Annotated in this window: 13 protein-coding genes; 9 read left to right on the forward strand and 4 right to left on the reverse strand. The window is 61.2% G+C overall.

Annotated elements, in window-relative coordinates:
- Positions 1-108 precede the first annotated feature (108 nt).
- Positions 109-2,778, reverse strand: coding sequence for an Rne/Rng family ribonuclease (locus N4J17_RS13365; protein WP_198321916.1), 2,670 nt, complete (start codon positions 2,776-2,778; stop codon positions 109-111).
- A 660-nt stretch (positions 2,779-3,438) separates the two neighbouring features.
- Between N4J17_RS13365 and rluC the strand changes: the two genes are divergently transcribed.
- The 3 genes from rluC (at position 3,439) to N4J17_RS13380 (ending at position 6,047) form a co-directional block, all read left to right on the forward strand.
- Positions 3,439-4,392, forward strand: a complete 954-nt coding sequence (gene rluC / locus N4J17_RS13370; RefSeq protein WP_198321917.1) for a 23S rRNA pseudouridine(955/2504/2580) synthase RluC — start codon at positions 3,439-3,441, stop codon at positions 4,390-4,392.
- A 69-nt stretch (positions 4,393-4,461) separates the two neighbouring features.
- The gene (gene sppA, locus N4J17_RS13375; RefSeq protein WP_198321918.1) at positions 4,462-5,442 is read left to right on the forward strand and encodes a signal peptide peptidase SppA; all 981 of its coding nucleotides are present in this window, start codon (positions 4,462-4,464) and stop codon (positions 5,440-5,442) included.
- 2 nt (positions 5,443-5,444) lie between these two features.
- The gene (locus tag N4J17_RS13380; RefSeq protein WP_198321919.1) at positions 5,445-6,047 is read left to right on the forward strand and encodes an NUDIX domain-containing protein; all 603 of its coding nucleotides are present in this window, start codon (positions 5,445-5,447) and stop codon (positions 6,045-6,047) included.
- An 18-nt stretch (positions 6,048-6,065) separates the two neighbouring features.
- On the opposite strand, the gene glgA is transcribed toward N4J17_RS13380, so the two are convergent.
- Together glgA and glgB are read right to left on the reverse strand one after the other, a co-directional pair.
- Positions 6,066-7,547 carry a glycogen synthase GlgA gene (glgA, locus tag N4J17_RS13385; protein ID WP_198321920.1) on the reverse strand — a complete coding sequence of 494 codons (1,482 nt, stop codon included), beginning with the start codon at positions 7,545-7,547 and terminating at the stop codon, positions 6,066-6,068.
- On the reverse strand, positions 7,544-9,766 hold the full coding sequence (gene glgB, locus N4J17_RS13390; RefSeq protein ID WP_198321921.1) for a 1,4-alpha-glucan branching protein GlgB: 2,223 nt from the start codon (positions 9,764-9,766) through the stop codon (positions 7,544-7,546). The genes glgA and glgB overlap by 4 nt, the downstream gene beginning before the upstream one ends.
- 148 nt (positions 9,767-9,914) lie before the next feature.
- On the opposite strand from glgB, the gene glgC reads away from it, so the two are divergent.
- On the forward strand, positions 9,915-11,189 hold the full coding sequence (gene glgC, locus N4J17_RS13395) for a glucose-1-phosphate adenylyltransferase (protein WP_198321922.1): 1,275 nt from the start codon (positions 9,915-9,917) through the stop codon (positions 11,187-11,189).
- 71 nt (positions 11,190-11,260) lie between these two features.
- Entirely contained in the window at positions 11,261-12,745 is a 1,485-nt protein-coding gene (malQ, locus tag N4J17_RS13400) for a 4-alpha-glucanotransferase (RefSeq protein ID WP_277458211.1), read from the forward strand.
- Between the two features lie 11 nt (positions 12,746-12,756).
- On the opposite strand, the gene nadB is transcribed toward malQ, so the two are convergent.
- Positions 12,757-14,358, reverse strand: coding sequence for an L-aspartate oxidase (gene nadB, locus N4J17_RS13405; protein WP_198321924.1), 1,602 nt, complete (start codon positions 14,356-14,358; stop codon positions 12,757-12,759).
- A gap of 179 nt (positions 14,359-14,537) precedes the next feature.
- On the opposite strand from nadB, the gene rpoE reads away from it, so the two are divergent.
- Genes rpoE through N4J17_RS13425 form a run of 4 tightly spaced genes read left to right on the forward strand, consistent with a single transcriptional unit; the run spans position 14,538 to position 17,122 of the window.
- The gene (gene rpoE, locus N4J17_RS13410; protein ID WP_277458243.1) at positions 14,538-15,116 is read left to right on the forward strand and encodes an RNA polymerase sigma factor RpoE; all 579 of its coding nucleotides are present in this window, start codon (positions 14,538-14,540) and stop codon (positions 15,114-15,116) included.
- Between the two features lie 21 nt (positions 15,117-15,137).
- Positions 15,138-15,653 carry a sigma-E factor negative regulatory protein gene (locus N4J17_RS13415; RefSeq protein ID WP_198321926.1) on the forward strand — a complete coding sequence of 172 codons (516 nt, stop codon included), beginning with the start codon at positions 15,138-15,140 and terminating at the stop codon, positions 15,651-15,653.
- A gap of 18 nt (positions 15,654-15,671) precedes the next feature.
- Positions 15,672-16,670: a MucB/RseB C-terminal domain-containing protein gene (locus tag N4J17_RS13420; protein WP_198321927.1), complete on the forward strand. Its 999-nt coding sequence runs from the start codon at positions 15,672-15,674 to the stop codon at positions 16,668-16,670.
- A gap of 11 nt (positions 16,671-16,681) precedes the next feature.
- Positions 16,682-17,122 carry a SoxR reducing system RseC family protein gene (locus N4J17_RS13425; RefSeq protein WP_198321928.1) on the forward strand — a complete coding sequence of 147 codons (441 nt, stop codon included), beginning with the start codon at positions 16,682-16,684 and terminating at the stop codon, positions 17,120-17,122.
- Positions 17,123-17,126 lie beyond the last annotated feature (4 nt).

A 17,126-nucleotide genomic window follows, 5' to 3' on the forward strand; every position in this document is an offset into this window, starting at 1 on the left:
TTTTTCCCCGCAGAGTACGAGGACGTAGCGGCCTTGGAAGATGGCTTTGCCTTTACGTAGCCGCCAACGGGCACACGGACCTTCGGTCCGTGTGCCCGTTGGCAATGCTCACTCCGTGGACCCGGTTCCGCGCTCAACAGGAGGCAAGAGATCGTTGCGATCGTCCCGCGGTTCGTGATCCGGTTTGGGGGGCTCCCATGCTTTGGGCGGCAGGCCGGGCGCATGGTAGTCAGGCTCCGGACGGGATTCTGCATGAGCTTCGTGTTCCGCCAGTGTTGAAAACACCTCGGAGGCGGGCGGCACGGTACGGCGATCGTCGGTTTCTCCCGGTAAGGCCGGCTCGGTCCCGGCTACCACGGCGTTGCGTTCGGGTACTTCGAGGCCGACCGGCTCGAAAGTTTCGCCTACCTCCGGCTCACCTGAGGTTACCGGACGACGATCCCGCCTGCCACGTCCGCGCCGCCTCACGCCGGCCCGGCGCGACCGTGGAGACCGCGGGCGGAGTTCGGCCTCCCCGAAGTCTCCTTCGGCCGGATCGTAGCAGATGCCATCACTTTGTTCGTGAGTTTCGCCGAAATCGGCGACCGGCAGCCGGTCGTTCAAATCCGCAGTGGCTGCCGGACTTTCCGTCGTGACCGTATCATCTGCGATATCTTCCGCCAGTGATTCGGTCATGGGCTGAGCCGAGATTCGACGGCGCTGGCCCCTGCCATCCCGCCGGCGGCCGCGATCCTCCGTGGATTTCGGCCGATCCTCTTGGGCAGCCATGATCTGGGGCGATCCTTCCGTTCCGAGCTCCTGACTGGTTTCGATATCCGCCGATAGCCCACTGCGGCGCCTGTCGGCAGTTTCGTCCCGCTGCGCAGGATGTTTCCGGCGACTGCCGCCGCGTCTGCTGCCGTCCCGCTCACGGCGGCGCTGGTCACCAGGACGCTCACCTTCGTCGGCCGAACCGGCGCTCATTTGCGCCTGTTCACCGGACGTCTTGCCCGTCTGCACGAAAGGCACGGGCAGCGGCAGTTCCGCGGATGATTGAGCCGCCTCGGGGGATGATGGCTGGTCCTCGATGCGCTGGCCGGTCAGGATGTTGAGGAAACGTTTGATCAGTCCGCCGCCGTGCTGCCCCGGTTGAGCCTGGGGACGCTGATCGCCACCGGACGGCTGCGGGGCGGCGGGAATGAATTCCCGCACCGCTGGAGCTTCCGCAGCGGCACTGGGCATCCGTATGGACTTGGGAACCTCGGGCGATTTCTCGGCTATGAGCTGGTAACTGCTCTTACGCGCCTCTTCCTCCGCCCCGGCCCCGCCGCTCCGGATCCGCTGTATGTCGTAGTTGGGCGTTTCGAGATGTGGATTGGGGATGATGGTAATGGCCACGTTGTGTCGTGTCTCGATCTGCTGGATCGCCGCGCGTTTTTCGTTCAGCAGATAGGTGGCCGATTCGACCGGCAACTGAGCGATGATCCGGTCGGTGTTCTTTTTCATCGTTTCCTCCTCTAGGACGCGGAGGATGGACAGGGCCAGCGACTCGACGCTGCGTATCGTCCCCTGGCCCTTACAGCGCGGGCAGGTCAGGAGTGCCGTTTCGGTGAGCGAAGGCCGCAGGCGCTGGCGTGACATTTCCATCAGGCCGAAACGGGAAATCCGGCCGAGCTGGATGCGCGCCCGGTCGAGGCGCACCGCCTCGCGCAGACGGTTCTCCACCGCACGCTGGTTGCGGGCCGCCATCATGTCGATGAAATCGATCACGAACAATCCTCCCAGGTCGCGCAGGCGCAACTGGCGGGCGATCTCGTCGGCGGCCTCGAGATTGGTGTTCAGCGCGGTTTCTTCGATATCGCCGCCCTTGGTGGCCCGCGCCGAATTGATATCGATGGTCGTCAGCGCCTCGGTATGGTCGATGACGATGGCACCGCCGGAGGGTAGCGGCACTTCGCGGGCATAGGCCATTTCGATCTGGCTTTCGATCTGGTACCTGCTGAACAGTGGCACGTTGTCCTGATACAGGCGCGCCTTATTGATGAACTGCGGCATGACCTGTTGCAGGAAGCTGTGTACCAGCCTGAAGGTCGAAGGGTTGTCGACCAGAATTTCGTCGATGTCACCCCGCAGATGGTCGCGCAGGGCCCGGATGATGACGTTGCTTTCCTGAAAAATCAGGAACGGCGCCGGCTTTTCCCGCGTCGAGCGTTCGATCGCTTCCCACAGCTGCAGCAGATAATTGAGGTCCCACTGCAGTTCCTCGACCGTCTTGCCACCGCCTGCCGTGCGGATGATGACCCCCATGTCTTCGGGAACGTGGAGCTGGCTCAGCGTCTCTTTCATGTCGGACCGGACGTCGCCCTCGATGCGGCGGGAAATACCGCCTGCTTTGGGGTTGTTCGGCATGAGCACGAGATAGCTGCCGGCCAGACTGATATAGGTAGTCAGGGCCGCGCCCTTGCTGCCGCGCTCCTCTTTTTCGACCTGGACGACGACTTCCTGGCCTTCCTTGAGGACGTCCTTGATTTCCCGCCGGGAGATGGATTCTTCGCCGCTGGCGCCGAGATATTTCGGCAGGATTTCCTTGAACGGCAGAAAGCCGTGCCGCTCCGCGCCGAAATTCACGAACGCCGCCTCGAGGCTGGGCTCGACACGGGTAATCAGGCCTTTGTAGATATTGGCTTTTTTCTGTTCCCTCGACGGGATTTCTATGTCGAAGTCATAAAGCTTTTGTCCATCGACCAGCGCGACCCGCAATTCCTCGGGCTGCGTGGCGTTGATCAACATTCTTTTCATCAATGGATTCCTTGGGCGTTCTTGCTGGAGAACCGCCTGAACCGGTTGTGCCGCAGGATTTCGCCCACATCCCTTCCTGTTCTGTTTCTTCTGTCATGCGAATGCTCTTCTTCAGGTTCGCGATATCGAAGCGATCGATCGGATGATGGGTATCCCGATGCTGTGTGTTAAAGATGGGCTGCGGGGGAACCCGAGGGTTCCTGCACCGTTCCCATTCGGCGAACGGTAGGCAGCGCGATGCCAGCCTCGAACCTGCGTTCGGCAGGGTCTTTCGTCGTGGCCCGTCCACTTCCATACCGTGCGAAAACACGGCCAGTCCGCTCGGCCCGAAGGCCGGTCCGACGGATAATGATAGTGTTGGAAAACTTAACTCTCGAGCTCGTCAATGGTCGAGCATCCAGACCTTGGGTTTTTGATTTGTATATTGGAATTCCGGCGGGCACCACTGTTTTGCGACGCTTCCGCCCGCAGGTAGCCGCATGGGGTGCGTCTGTGTATTTCAGGCGATGCGCCGGGTCATTCGTTCAACAATTCTTTGGGGCTCTCACCGAAGACGACTCGCGCCATCAGGCACGCGGTCGGTGAAATGCCAATATGAACTATAGCAACCTTCAGCAAAAGCATCAATTTAAGGTGTAAAGCTGATATGATTTTTCCGTAATGAAACCTCTCCTGCAAGACCCGAACCGACCTCGCCTGATCGAAGTCGATGCCGAGGCTGTCGGCCAGCGCATCGACAATTTTCTGTTTGCGCGCCTTAAGGGTGTCCCCAAGAGCCATGTGTACCGCATCCTGCGTACCGGCCAGGTGCGGATCAACGGCAGCCGCAGCAAGGCACGGCAGCGGCTGAACGAGGGTGACGTCATCAGGGTCCCGCCCTTGCGCCTCGCCGAGGCGCCGGCGGCAGAGGTCCCGGGACCATGGCTGCGGGACCGGCTGGAAAACCGGATCCTGTATGAAGACGAAGACCTGCTGGTCGTCAACAAACCCGCGGGCATGGCGGTACATGGCGGCAGCGGCCTCCGTTTCGGGGTGATCGAAGGTCTGCGGGCGGCGCGGGAGGAAGCGCGGTTCCTCGAGCTGGTACACCGGCTGGACCGTGATACCTCGGGCTGTCTGCTGATTGCCAAGCGCCGTTCCGCACTGCGGCAGTTGCACGAGCAATTTCGGGGGGAGGGGGTGGACAAGACTTATCTGGCGCTGTTCAGCGGCGTGTGGGCGCGCCGGCGACAAGTGGTGGACGCCCCCTTGCTCAAGAATGTCTTGCAGAGCGGTGAGCGGATGGTGAAGATATCGTCCGAGGGGAAAGCGGCAATCACCGAATTCCGCCGCCTGGAACCGCTTTCCGGGGCGACGCTGGTGGAAGCCAAGCCGGTGACCGGCCGTACCCATCAAATCCGGGTGCATGCCAGGTCGCTGGGTCATCCGCTGGCGGGTGACGAACGTTATGGAGACCCCTCGCTCAACCAGGCTTTCCGCCAGCGCGGCTTGAAGCGCCTGTTTCTGCATGCCGCGACCCTCGTGTTCATCCATCCTCGAAGCGGACGCGAGGTTCGCGTCGAAGCGCCCCTGGAACAGGACCTTCATGACTTTCTCTCGGCTGTCAGGCGCTGAGGCCGGCGCAGGTGCTCATTCGCGAGTACTCTCGTTTTCCGTCTCAAAATTCCACAGGGTTCAAGAACTATGAATGAGGATTCGACACCCCAGTCATCGACCGAACCGGCCCGCCCCTCGTCCGGCTGGGACCGGGAACTGCTGGAAAAGCTTCTGCTCGAAGCGTTGGTGGAGCAGCGGAAGGCACGGCGGTGGAGTCTGGCGTTCAGGGTATTCCTGGTTGCCGCGATCGGGCTCGGCTTCATACTGGCCTTCAAGCCGCTGGCTCAAGGCGGTCTGACGGCACCCAGCAAGGCACACACGGCGGTCGTGGATGTAATCGGCACCATCGCCGAAGGCGGTGAGATCGATGCCGACACCATCATTGAGGGGTTGCGCGAGGCGGCCGAGGCCAAGGGAGTGAAAGGCATCGTCCTCAGAATGAACACGCCGGGCGGGAGTCCGGTGCAATCGGCCTATGTCTACGATGAAATCCGTCGGATCAAGAAGGAACATCCGGCGCTGCCGATCTATGCCGTCGTGTCCGATCTTTGTGCCTCGGGCGGCTATTACATCGCCTCGGCCACCGACAGGATCTTTGTGAACCCGGCCAGCATCGTCGGTTCGATCGGGGTGATCATGAATGGTTTCGGCTTTGTCGGAACGTTGGAGAAACTGGGGGTGGAACGCCGGGTGATGACGGCGGGCGATCACAAGGCGATCCTCGATCCGTTCGGTCCGGTAGATCCGGCCGAGAAACAGCACGTACAGCAGTTGCTGAACGCGGTTCACCAACAGTTCATCGCAGCGGTGAAGGCCGGCCGTGGCGATCGTCTCAAGGACCGGCCCGAAATCTTCTCGGGCCTGGTATGGACCGGGGCCGAAGGAATCGAGCTGGGGCTCGTGGACGCCGTCGGCGAGTTGCATCAGGTGGCCGAGACGGTCATCGGCGCCAAGGAAATCGTGAATTACTCGCACCGGGAGACCTTACTGGACCGCGTCATCCGGCAACTGGGCACCAGCGTGGAAACGGCTTTGACAAAACTCGCCACCTCGTCGCCACGCTTGTAATGATGACCCGCGAGTTCAAAGTTCTGCGGGAGGAGCAGCTTCACGGCGGATTCTTCACGCTGCTACGGCTGCGCCTGCGCCATACCCTTCATGGCGGCGGCTGGAGCGAAGTCCTCACGCGCGAGCTGTACCACAGGAGCAGTTGCGTGGCGGTCATCCCTTACGATCCGGTGGCCGACCGAGTGGTGTTGATCGAACAGTTCCGGGTCGGACCGCTCAAATCGGGGGAAAATCCGTGGTTGCTGGAAATCGTTGCCGGCGCCGTGGAACCGGGCGAACAGCCGGACGAAGTGGCCCATCGCGAAACGATGGAGGAGGCCGGCAGCCGGATTCTTGAACTCATACCGGTGTCGGAGTTCTTTACTACGCCAGGCGGCTGCTCCGAAAGCATCGTCCTTTATTGCGGCATCGTGGATTCCTCCGGCCTCGGCGGAATCCACGGCCTGGCCGACGAACATGAGGACATCCTGGTCAGCGTGGTCGACTTTGCCGAAGCGATGGTCCTGCTCGGCGAAGGGCGGATCCGGTCGGCCATTCCCATCATTGGCTTGCAATGGCTGGCACTGAACCGGGAGCGTCTTAGGATGCGGTACGGCCCGGCCTGACGGACTTTGACGGTTTTTTTAGGCCGCGTACCGGGGGTCGGCGATGGAACGGCCGGCATTCAGCCCGGCCAGCGCCTCCCGGTAGAGTTCGACATACTGGGAGGCGCTTTTGCGCCAAGAAAAATCCTTGGTCATGCCGCACTTGCAGATCGCCCGCCACACCTCGGGCTCCCGGTACAGTGCCAGGGCGCGGTAGATGGCTTCCAGCAGAAAGGCGGGCTTGGCTGTCTCGAACACGATGCCGCTGGCCTGTCCGGCTGCAATGCGCTCGGGCGTGGCATCTTCCACGGTGTCTGCCAGTCCGCCCACCTTGCGTACGATCGGCACAGTGCCGTAGCGTTGGCTATAGAGTTGGTTCAATCCGCACGGTTCGAAGCGGGAGGGCATCAGAAAGATATCGGCGCCAGCTTCGATGAGATGGGCCAGCGGTTCGTCATAGCCGATGGTGACGGCGATACGTTCCGGACAGGCTGCGGCGGCCCGTTCGAAGCTGCGTTCGAATTCTTTGTCGCCGCTGCCCAGGATGACGAGCTGAACCGGCAACTGCAGCAGATCATCCAGAATGTCGATCAACAGATCGACTCCCTTCTGCTCGACCATCCTTCCCACCATTCCGAGCACGGCGACCTCCTGGTCGTCCGGCAGCCCGAACCGCTGTCTAAGCGCCGCGCGGTTGATCTTTTTTCGCTCAAGGGTGTCCGGACCGTAGGTCGCGGGAAGGTGCGGATCGGTGGCCGGATTCCAGGCTACATCGTCGATACCGTTGAGAATTCCGCTCAGGCATGATCTGCGGCTTCTAAGCAGACCGTCCAGGCCGCAGCCGAACTCAGGGGTCTGGATCTCTTCCGCATAGCTCGGGCTCACCGTATTGATGCGGTCAGCGAATACCAGACCGCCTTTGATGAAGGAAAGCTGGCCGTAGAATTCCAGCGCTTCCATTTTCCAAAGACGTGGAGGCAGTGCCAGACGCTGGAATGTCTCGTAGGGAAACAGCCCCTGGTAGGCGAGATTGTGGACGGTGAACAGCACGGCCGGACGACTCGGCTCGTCGCTCAAGAGCGGCGGGATCAAGCCGGTCTGCCAGTCGTTGCAATGGACGACATCGGGTTTCCAGCCGAGGCCGAGGCGGTCCTGGGTCAGATCGACGGCGACGCGCGCGAGCAGGGCGAAGCGTTCGGCATTGTCGGGCCAGGGGGCGCCGTTGGGCGCCAGATAAGGGTTCCCGAAGCGGCCGAACGAGGCCGGGGCATCCAGCAGCCAGAGCGGCACGGCGGTGCCAGGCAAGCGCGTCGACAACAGGGTCAGCTGGCTGCCAGCCTGCCGCAGACTCAGCTGTTTGGGGGTTTCGGCAGCGGCGATGGCCTCGGGGTAGGCGGGCATCAGGATGCGCACGTCATGGCCCAGGGCGGACAAGGCCGCCGGCAGGCTACCGGAGACGTCTGCAAGCCCGCCGGTCTTCATCAGGGGGAAGACCTCGCTGGAGATGAACAGGACTTTCATTCGTCGGCCGGCGTTCTGGTGTCAGGTTTGGCTGGCGGAGCGACGGGCGCCAGCACGATACCGGCCAGGGGCGGGAGGGTCAGCACGGCGGACTGGGCACGTCCCATCCATTCGACGTTTTCGGTTTCGATGTTCCAGTTGCCGAGATTGGCACCCCCATAGCATTCGGCGTCGGAATTGAAGACTTCTCGGTAGCGAACCGGCTCTGGCACACCGATGCGGTAGTTGTGGCGCGGCACCGGGGTGAAGTTCAAGACGACGATCACGTGGCTGTCATCATCCCGGCGGACATAGCTGATGACCGACTGCGCCGCGTCGTGGCTGTCGATCCACTCGAAGCCCTGACTTTCGAAATCGTAGGTGTAGAGCGCGGAGGTGCTTTGGTACAGGCGGTTCAGATCGCTCACCAGATGCAGCACCCCCTTGTGCAGGTTGGATTCGAGCAGGGGCCAGTCCAACGCCGTCGTGTGGTTCCATTCACCGGTCTGCGCGAATTCACAGCCCATGAACAGCAGTTTCTTGCCGGGGTAGGTGAACATCATGGTGTACAGGACACGCAGGTTGGCGAAGCGCCTCCATTCGTCGCCCGGCATTTTTGCCAGCATGGAACCCTTGCCATGGACGACCTCGTCGTGCGAGAAGGGCAGGACGAAGTTTTCGGTGAAGGCATACAGCAGGCCGAACGTGAGCTGGTCGTGATGGTAATGCCGATGCACTGGATCCTTGCTCATATAGACCAGAATGTCGTGCATCCAGCCCATGTTCCACTTCATGGAGAAGCCCAGCCCCCCAGTCCAGGTCGGCCGGGTGACCTGGGGCCAGGCGGTCGATTCCTCGGCGATGACCAGCACGCCTGGAAACTGTTGGTGTACTACGGTATTGAGATCGCGTAGGAAGGCAATGGCCTCCAGGTTTTCGTTGCCGCCGTACTTGTTGGGTATCCAGTCGCCCGGCTGACGCGAATAATCGAGATAGAGCATCGAGGCGACGGCATCGACGCGCAGGCCGTCGAGGTGGAATTCCTCCAGCCAGAACAGCGCACTGCCCAGCAGGAAATTCTTGACTTCGTTGCGGCCATAGTTATAGATCAGCGTGCCCCAATCGCGGTGCTCGCCCAAGCGGGGATCTTCGTGCTCGTACAGTGCAGTGCCGTCGAAGCGAGCCAGACCATGGGCATCCTTGGGAAAATGCGCTGGGACCCAGTCGAGGATCACGCCGATGCCATTCTGATGGCAATGATCGACGAAATAACGGAAATCGTCGGGAGTGCCGAAGCGGCTGGTAGGAGCGAAATAGCCGGTGGTTTGGTAGCCCCAGGAGGCGTCCAGCGGATGCTCCGTCACCGGCATCAGCTCGATGTGGCTGAAGCCCGCCGACTTGACGTAGTCGACCAGGTCGTGGGCGAGATCGCGATAGTTCAGATAGCCGCCCTCCAGATCGCGCTTCCAGGAGCCGGCGTGCACCTCGTATACCGACAGCGGCCGGTGCAGCCAGGGCCAGTCCTTGCGCTGGGCGAGCCAGCCGGCATCGTTCCACGCATAGCCGCTCTCGCGGGTGATGATAGAGGCGGTGTTCGGCCGCAGCTCGAACTGCCGACCGTAGGGGTCACTCTTGAGATGGATGGTACCATGCGGCCGGTTGCGTATCTCGAACTTATACAGCAGGCCCGGCTGCAGTTCGGGAATGAACAGTTCCCATACGCCGCTGGCGCCGCGCACCCGCATGGGATGCCGGCGGCCATCCCAGCCATTGAATTCCCCGACCACGCTGATGCGTTCCGCGTTGGGCGCCCAAGTCGCGAACAAAATGCCGTCGATCCCATCGACGCTATGCGGATGAGCCCCCAGAATGCGATAGATGTTCCAGTGACGGCCTTCCCCGAAGAGGTAGAGATCGAACTCGGAAAGCCGGGGAGGGAAGGTGTACGGATCGATGAAGCTGTGAGTCTGCCCCGTCTGGTCGGTCCAGTACAGTCGGTAGTGCAGATCGGCGGCCCCCGCCTCGACCTCACATTCGAAAATGGCGGTACCGGCGAGACGTGCCATGACCCGTCCATCGGGGCCGACACGCACTTCCTCGGCATGAGGCAGGAAAGCGCGGATGATATCCCGGCCTTCTCGCCGGTGGCGGCCCAGCACCGCAAACGGATCGTGATGGCGGGCTTCGATGAGCCGTTGGAAGTCCGGCGAGAGTTCTGTCAAGGTCGAGCTGTCCGTCAAACCGCATCCCTCCCGTTCGGATTCACTTTGCTGGAATTCTGATAGTACAATGCCGGCAGGTCGGTGCCGGAATATGCGATGTCTGTGGCAGGATGTTACCAGATTTCCTGCCGCGTTTGCCCCTCGCCAGGAATCAGGAGTCCCTTATATGCCCGAGTCGATGCACGCTTCATCCCGTTTTGTAAGTCGGCTGACCCGGCGAACCCTGGCCCTCATCCTGGCGGGCGGTCGCGGAAGCAGACTGCAGAAACTGACGGAATGGCGTGCCAAGCCTGCCGTACCGTTTGGCGGCAAATTCCGCATCATCGACTTTCCTCTGTCCAATTGCGTCAATTCCGGAATACGCCAGATCGGCGTACTGACCCAGTACAAGGCGGATTCGCTGATCCGCCACATCCAGCAGGGTTGGGGCTTTCTGCGCGGCGAGCTGGGCGAATTCGTGGACATCATGCCTGCCCAGCAGAGGCTGCAGGAAAGCTGGTACGCGGGGACGGCAGATGCGGTGTACCAGAACCTGGACATCATCCGGCAGCGTCATCCCGAGTTCATCCTGATCCTGGCCGGCGACCACGTGTACAAGATGGACTACGGCCTCATGCTGGCCTATCACGTGGAGAAGAACGCCGATCTTACCATCGGTTGCCTGGAGGTGCCGCTCGCCGATGCGCGGGCATTCGGTGTCATGCAGATGGATGCCGAACAACGTATCCAGAAATTCGTCGAAAAGCCGTCCGATCCTCCGGCCATCCCGCACCGGCCCGATTACGCAGCGGCTTCGATGGGGATCTATATCTTCAACACCGGCTTCCTGTTCGAGCAGCTCATCAAGGATGCCGACACCCCCGGCTCGAACCATGACTTCGGGATGGACATCATTCCTCAGGTCATCCAGAAATACCGCGTGTTTGCCTACCGCTTCCGCAATGCCCAGAGCGGCGTGCAGTCCTACTGGCGTGACGTGGGAACGGTAGACTCGTACTGGGCCGCCAATATGGAGCTGATCGGCGTCGATCCGGAGCTCAATCTGTATGACCAGGAATGGCCGATCTGGACCTATCAGGCCCAGACGCCACCGGCCAAGTTCGTGTTCGACGACGACGACCGGCGCGGCATGGCCGTGGATTCCATGGTCTCGGGCGGTTGTATTATCTCCGGCGCCGAGGTCCGCCACTCGCTATTGTTTTCGAATGTGCGGGTGAATTCATTCTCGCACGTGCTGGATTCGGTGATCCTCCCGGAAGTGAACATCGGGCGCCATTGCAGGATCAGGCGGACGGTGATCGACAAGGGCTGCAATATCCCGCCCAACACCGTCATCGGTGAGGATCTGGAGGAGGATCGCAAGCGTTATTATGTCAGCCCCGACGGCATCGTCCTGGTGACGCCCGATTGCCTCGGCCAGCAGCTGCACTTCCATCGCTGATCGCGATTTGAAAGTGCCGGCCGGAGGGTCGGGACTGCTGCTCCACCCGTTGTTTTCGGTGTCATAGCCACATGGATGCTCACGGAATTTTCGATCGGCGCCGAGCGGGTATTCTGCTCCATATCAGCTCCCTGCCCGGCGGTCCGGGAAACGGGGATCTGGGGGCCGATGCCTTCCGATTCGTGGATTTTCTCGCCGCGGCAGGCGTCTCGGTATGGCAGACGCTGCCCATCAATCCGACTCACGAGGACGGTTCACCCTATCAATGCACGTCCGTGCACGCCGGCAATCCGCTCCTGATCGGGCTGGGCTGGCTGATCGAGCGTGGACTGCTGGAAGCCGATGCCATTCCTGCCGCCGAAGATGCAAAAACCGTCCGGCAACAGGCGTTGGAGCGGGCCTTCGAAGCTTTTCGCCGGCGCGGAACTGCCGACACCTTGTGTTCGGCGTTCGGCGATTTCGTCAGCGCGAACGACTGGTGGCTGGCCGATTACGCCCTGTATGCAGCGCTCAAAGAGGTCAACGGTGGTCTGCCCTGGCAGGCCTGGCCCAAGGCATTGAGGGACCGCAAACCCGATGCCCTGGCGTCGGCGGGCACTTTGTATGCCGACATCATCGCCCGGGTCCGCTTCGAACAATTCGTGTTCTTCGAGCAGTGGCAGGGTTTGCATGAATACGCCAGGAGGCTTGGCGTGCTGCTGTTCGGTGACATGCCGATCTTCGTCGCTTCGGACAGCGCTGAAGTCTGGGCCGGACGGGAGTATTTCGAACTTGACGATGACGGCGAGCCGCGTGTCGTCGCCGGCGTGCCTCCCGATTATTTCTCCACCACCGGCCAGCGCTGGGGAAACCCTCACTACAACTGGGAAAACATGGAGCGCTCGGGTTTCTCCTGGTGGCTGAATCGCCTGCGTACCCAGCTCAACCTCTATGACCTGATCCGCATCGACCATTTCCGGGGGTTCGAAGCCTACTGGGAAATCCCCGCCTCTTCCCCGACGGCGATGGAGGGACGCTGGGTCAAGGCTCCCGGCGAGGCGCTCTTGTCGCGCTGTATCGAGACCTTCGGCGAAACACTGCCCTTGGTCGCCGAAGATCTGGGCATTATCACCGCCGAGGTGGATGCGCTGCGGCGACGTTTCCGGATCCCCGGCATGCGGATACTCCAGTTTGCATTCGAAGGCGGTCCCCGGAATCCGTATCTACCCCACAACCATGCTCTCGACAGCGTCGTTTACACCGGTACACACGACAACGATACGACGTTGTCCTGGTTCGAAGGGCTTTCGCCGGATCAGCAAAGGTATGTTTACGACTATCTCGGCCGGTCCGGCCTCCCCATGCCGGCGGCGTTGGTTCAGGCGGCCATGGCCTCGGTCGCGCGGCTGGCGATCGTTCCTATGCAGGATGTGCTGGAGCTGGGGCGGGGACACCGCATGAACACGCCGGGCACGGTGGGCGACAACTGGAGCTGGCGCTTCGACTGGGCTCAACTGCACGAGGAGCACGCCGACCGTCTGGCCCACCAGGTCCGGATGTATGGCCGGGCGGCCTGAGCCCAGCGTGCTCAGGGCTGGAGGACGGTGTTCCGCGGCGGGTGGGTCTCGTCCCGTTCCGGATAGTCCAAGGTAAAGTGCAATCCGCGGCTCTCTTTCCGCTGGAGGGCCGACCGGATGATGAGTTCAGCGACAATGATCAGGTTGCGAAGTTCCAGTAGATCGCTGGTGACCCGGAAGTTGCCGTAGTACTCCGCGATTTCCTGCTTGAGCAGCTCCGCCCGGTGTAAGGCGCGCTGCAGTCGTTTGTCGGTCCGCACGATGCCCACGTAATCCCACATGAAGCGCCGGATCTCGTCCCAGTTATGGGATACGACGACCTCCTCGTCGGAATCGGTGACCTGCGACTCGTCCCAGTCCGGCAGCAGCGGGGGAGGAGGAATGTCGCCCAGGCGCTTAAGGATATCCTCACTGGCCTGCTTGGCAAAGACCAGGCATTCCAGCAGGGAGTTGCTGGCCATGCGGTTGGCGCCGTGGAGGCCGGTGCAGGCCACCTCGCCGACTGCATAAAGGCCAGCGATATCCGTCCGCGCCAGGCGATCGGTCACGACGCCCCCACAGGTGTAATGTGCTGCCGGCACCACCGGGATGGGCTCACGGGTCATGTCGATCCCCAATTCCAGGCAGCGTGCATGAATCGTCGGGAAATGGCTCTTGATGAAGTCGGCCGGCCGGTGGCTGATGTCGAGGTAAACACAGTCGGCGCCGAGGCGTTTCATTTCGTGGTCGATGGCGCGCGCCACAATGTCACGGGGCGCCAGTTCGCCGCGCGGATCAAACCGCTGCATGAACGCACTGCCGTCGGGCAGCAGCAAGCGGCCACCTTCTCCGCGCACGGCCTCGGAGATCAGAAAAGACCGGGCGTGAGGATGGTAGAGGCAGGTGGGGTGAAATTGAATGAATTCCATGTTCGCCACCCGCGCACCGGCCCGCCAGGCCAAGGCGATGCCATCGCCGGTGGAAACGTCGGGATTGCTGGTGTAAAGATATACCTTACTGGCACCACCGGTAGCCAATGCAATGACGCGCGCGCGGAACGTCCGGGTACGGTGGGTTTTCGTATCCAGCGCGTAGGCGCCCAACACGCGTTGCGGGCCGGCGAGGCTGAGCTTGCCGGACGTGATCAGGTCGATGACGTTGTGGTACTCGAACAGATCGATGTTGGGATGGGCGCGGGCGTGTTGTTCCAGCGATGACTCCACGGCGCGGCCGGTGGCGTCGGCGGCATGCACGACCCGCCGGTGGGTATGACCGCCCTCTCGGGTCAGGTGCAGATGATGGGCGCCGTCGGTGCTCTCGACTTCGGTGAAGGCGACTCCATGTTGGAGCAGCCAGTCGATGCACTGCTTGCCTTGGGAGACCACCAGGCGCACGATGTCTGGATCACACAGACCGGCGCCGGCCGCCAGCGTGTCTTCGATATGCGATTCGAGCGAGTCTTGGGCATCCAGCACAGCGGAAATGCCGCCTTGGGCGTAGCGGGTATTGCCTTCGCTCAATGCGACCTTCGACAAGACGGCGACCCGGGCCTGGCCGGCGAGCCGCAGGGCCAGGCTGAGGCCCGAAGCACCGCTGCCGATGATGAGCGCGTCGTAGATGATGTCCTTGTCCATGGGTATCGTTGTGTTAACGGCATGTTACAGTAAATCGGCATTGCGTTGAAGCGCACTTCCGAACATAAGATAATCAGCATCTTGTTTCCGCCTATCCGTTCCAGCAGCGGATCGTGATTGTCCGCGATTCCGAGGATTTCCCGGAAGGAAATGGTGTGATGTCCAAGGCGATGCGTGGAATGGGGATGAGTGAAGAACTGGACGACGAACTCGTCAGACGGGTACAGCGCGGCGACAAGAGAGCTTTCGACTTACTCGTCAGAAAGTACCAGTTCAAAATCACCCAGCTCATTTCCCGCTACATCAAGGACCCCTACGAATCACTGGATGTGGCGCAAGAGGCCTTTATCAAGGCTTATCGGGCGCTGCCGGGGTTTCGCGGGGACAGCCAGTTCTATACCTGGCTTTACCGCATTGCGATCAATACGGCAAAAAACTACCTCGTCACCCGTTCACGCCGGCCCAGCGAGGACGAGTTCGACGTCGAATCTGCGGAACAATTCGAGAACGGCCACCGTCTAAAAGATGTCGATACGCCCGAAGCGGCGGTTTTGAGCGACGAGCTGGCGGCAACGATTCAATCGGCGCTGAACGAGTTGCCGGAGGAACTCAAGCTGGCTATAACTCTGAGGGAGCTGGACGGACTGAGTTACGACGAAATCGCCGAAGTCATGAACTGCCCGGTCGGCACGGTCCGCAGCCGCATCTTCAGGGCGAGAGAAGCCATAGACAAACGGCTCCGGCCGTTACTCGACTGATTGAGAATTAGGAATCGAACGATGTTGGAAGAGCATATGGCACAAAAGGCCTCGGTTTTCGTGGATAACGAGATGGACCTGGCCGAAGCCGAGGGCTATTTGCGGTTGATCGGAAAGCGGGAGGAGTTCCGTTCCACCTTGAGCCGGTATTACCTGATCGGCGAAGTGCTTCGCACGGGACGGACTCCCGTCGGCAACAGGCTGGCGGAGGCAGTGGCGCACCGGATCGCGTTCGAACCGGCGATTCTCGCGCCTGCAAAGGCGAGGGCTTCCTACAGCTTGCGCCGGCACATCGTCACCGGAGCACTCGCTGCTTCCATGGCGGCGGTGGCGGTTCTCGTCTGGCGCGGCGTGAGCGGCGTGAGCGGTTTCGCTGCCATGGACGGCGGCCTGTCCGCCGGTGCTGATATGGCTTCGGCCGAGACGCGCATAGATCCGGAAATGCAGGCCTATCTTCTCGCGCACAGTGGCACCTCCCATGTGGCGGGTTCGGGAACCCTGATGCCCTACATGAGGCTGGTCAGCTATGAACACTAATCCGCTGCGAACCCGGCCATGTTCAGAGTTCGAGTAATTGCGGCGGCCCTCGGGGCCGCCGTCGCATTCGAGCATCCGCAGCCGTCCCTCGCCGATGATGCACCGCAGACGCTCGGTGGCCGTGCCGGCGTGGAATGGCTGACGGGCATGCGCGATGCCATGAGCCGCCTCAATTATCGGGGCCTGGTGGCCTATCTGAAGGACGAGAAAGTCAACAGCATGGAGTTCGTGCACGGCATGTCGAACGGCATCGAACACGAGCGGCTGACCTCGTTGAACAGCCCGATGCGGGAGATCGTCCGGGATGGCGATCGGGTCCGGTTCTTTTTTCCCGAAACGAAGTCAGTGATGACCGAGCGCGTGCCTTTGAATCGTTCTTTCCTGGTCGACCTTCCCGAGTCGTTCGTCGGTTTATGCGATTATTACGCATTCCTGGTCGGTGATCAGGAGTACGTGGCGCAGCGGCACGCTCAGGCCATCGAGATCGTGCCGGTCGATGATTACCGCTACGGGCGCAAGGTTTGGATCGACACAGAGTCCCATCTGCCACTCCGTTTCGAACTGCTCGACGAAAACGGCAAGCCGATCGAGCAGATGGTGTTCACTTCCCTGGAAGTATCCAGTGATGCGCCGGGTCTGGAGGTGGCGCCGGCAGCGGCTTCCGACAGCTACTCGGAACAATCGTCGAAGCGGGAAATCATACCCATCGAGGCGATGGACTGGAGTCTGGACACTGTTCCTGTGGGGTTCAGGATCAGCGGTTACAGCCGCGTCCAACATCCTCCGCTGAAGCATCCCATCGAACATATATTGTTGAGCGACGGGCTTTCATCTGTTTCAATCTATGTCGACGAACCGAAGGATGAGCCCTTCCTGGAAAAACCGAATAAAATTGGCGCCGTGAATGCCTATGCCCGGAAGATCGACGGCTTCGTCGTGACTGTGATGGGTGAGGTTCCGCCCAAGACGGTTCATATGATCGCCAATGGAATCCGGCACCAGAAATCCAAAGAATGAATGTGACGTGAATGATTGAGGAAGAGGCTATGGTCACCGAGGTCGAAGAACACTCGATCTGGGTGGAAAAGGTTCAGAAATCGGCGTGCGGAAGCTGCGCCCAGGGTTGCAGCACTTCCCTGGTGGCGAGGCTGTTTGACAGCAAGCCCCTGCGCCTACGGGTCGCCACGGAGGCTCCAGTGTCGCCGGGGGACCGCGTCATCATCGGGGTGGAAGAAGGCGCTCTGCTCGCGGGCTCTTTCCGGATGTATCTGTTGCCTCTGTTTTCGCTGCTCGGCGGTGCCTTGCTGGGTAAGCAGCTGGCCGAGCACGGGTTGTTCGTTTCGGCCGATGTCGGGTCGATCGTCGGAGGACTGCTCGGTCTGGGACTGACGTTCGTATTGCTCAAATATCGTCCCGGCCTCCAAAGGCAGGGTCTTCATCCGGTATACATTCGCCGCATTTCCCGTTGAGATG

The sequence above is a fragment of the Methylococcus capsulatus genome (genome assembly GCF_036864975.1).
GTDB lineage: Bacteria > Pseudomonadota > Gammaproteobacteria > Methylococcales > Methylococcaceae > Methylococcus.

Coding starts and splice junctions, on each gene's coding strand:
- N4J17_RS13365 (WP_198321916.1), bottom strand. CDS start 2,778: ATGAAAAGAATGTTGATCAACGCCACGCAGCCCGAGGAATTGCGGGTC.
- rluC (WP_198321917.1), top strand. CDS start 3,439: ATGAAACCTCTCCTGCAAGACCCGAACCGACCTCGCCTGATCGAAGTC.
- sppA (WP_198321918.1), top strand. CDS start 4,462: ATGAATGAGGATTCGACACCCCAGTCATCGACCGAACCGGCCCGCCCC.
- N4J17_RS13380 (WP_198321919.1), top strand. CDS start 5,445: ATGACCCGCGAGTTCAAAGTTCTGCGGGAGGAGCAGCTTCACGGCGGA.
- glgA (WP_198321920.1), bottom strand. CDS start 7,547: ATGAAAGTCCTGTTCATCTCCAGCGAGGTCTTCCCCCTGATGAAGACC.
- glgC (WP_198321922.1), top strand. CDS start 9,915: ATGCCCGAGTCGATGCACGCTTCATCCCGTTTTGTAAGTCGGCTGACC.
- malQ (WP_277458211.1), top strand. CDS start 11,261: ATGGATGCTCACGGAATTTTCGATCGGCGCCGAGCGGGTATTCTGCTC.
- nadB (WP_198321924.1), bottom strand. CDS start 14,358: ATGGACAAGGACATCATCTACGACGCGCTCATCATCGGCAGCGGTGCT.
- rpoE (WP_277458243.1), top strand. CDS start 14,538: ATGGGGATGAGTGAAGAACTGGACGACGAACTCGTCAGACGGGTACAG.
- N4J17_RS13415 (WP_198321926.1), top strand. CDS start 15,138: ATGTTGGAAGAGCATATGGCACAAAAGGCCTCGGTTTTCGTGGATAAC.
- N4J17_RS13420 (WP_198321927.1), top strand. CDS start 15,672: ATGTTCAGAGTTCGAGTAATTGCGGCGGCCCTCGGGGCCGCCGTCGCA.
- N4J17_RS13425 (WP_198321928.1), top strand. CDS start 16,682: ATGATTGAGGAAGAGGCTATGGTCACCGAGGTCGAAGAACACTCGATC.